Annotated in this window: 1 protein-coding gene; it reads right to left on the minus strand. The window is 45.7% G+C overall.

What is annotated here, in order from left to right; translation table 11 throughout:
- Positions 1-7: 7 nt before the first annotated feature.
- A partial coding sequence (locus DSM107010_RS37965; protein ID WP_127025483.1) for an IS630 family transposase occupies positions 8-564 on the minus strand: 557 nt, incomplete at its 5' end.

The raw sequence follows: 564 nt of genomic DNA on the forward strand, positions 1-564 counted from the left end.
TATAGCACTACGCATATACATTAGGACACTGTTTGAAAGCAGCATCGACACAATCACGAAAACTATCAAATTCATTCCACCGCTGCCGCATCCAATTCTTCAATACAAACCACCAATGCTCAATCTTGTTTAAGTCTGGAGAATAAGCAGGGAGATACCAAATTTCGCATCCTGCTGCTGCTACGATTTCGTCAATCGTCTGGGAGTGGTGGAAACTGGCATTATCGATGATAATGACATCCCCTGACTGTAGTTGCGGTACAAGACACTCCTCCAGCCACGTCTCAAACAAGTGTCGGTTACAGGAGCCTTGAAACGTCATGGGTGCAAACAATTTCTCTTGCTTGAGTGCCGCAATCCAACTGACTCGCTCAGTTCGTTTACCACACTTAAGGGCATAGAAGCGTTGCCCAACCTCGCAGTACCCATACGGATACTCGTCTCGGTTGTCGATTCCAGCTTCATCCACATACACAATCTTGCCACTAGATTTCGTCTTCAATTGCTCTTGAAATGCTTGGCGCTTGCCTTCGTCTCGTTCTCGATACCCATACGTTTTTTTTT

Source organism: Chroococcidiopsis cubana SAG 39.79, from assembly GCF_003991895.1.
Classification (GTDB): domain Bacteria; phylum Cyanobacteriota; class Cyanobacteriia; order Cyanobacteriales; family Chroococcidiopsidaceae; genus Chroococcidiopsis; species Chroococcidiopsis thermalis.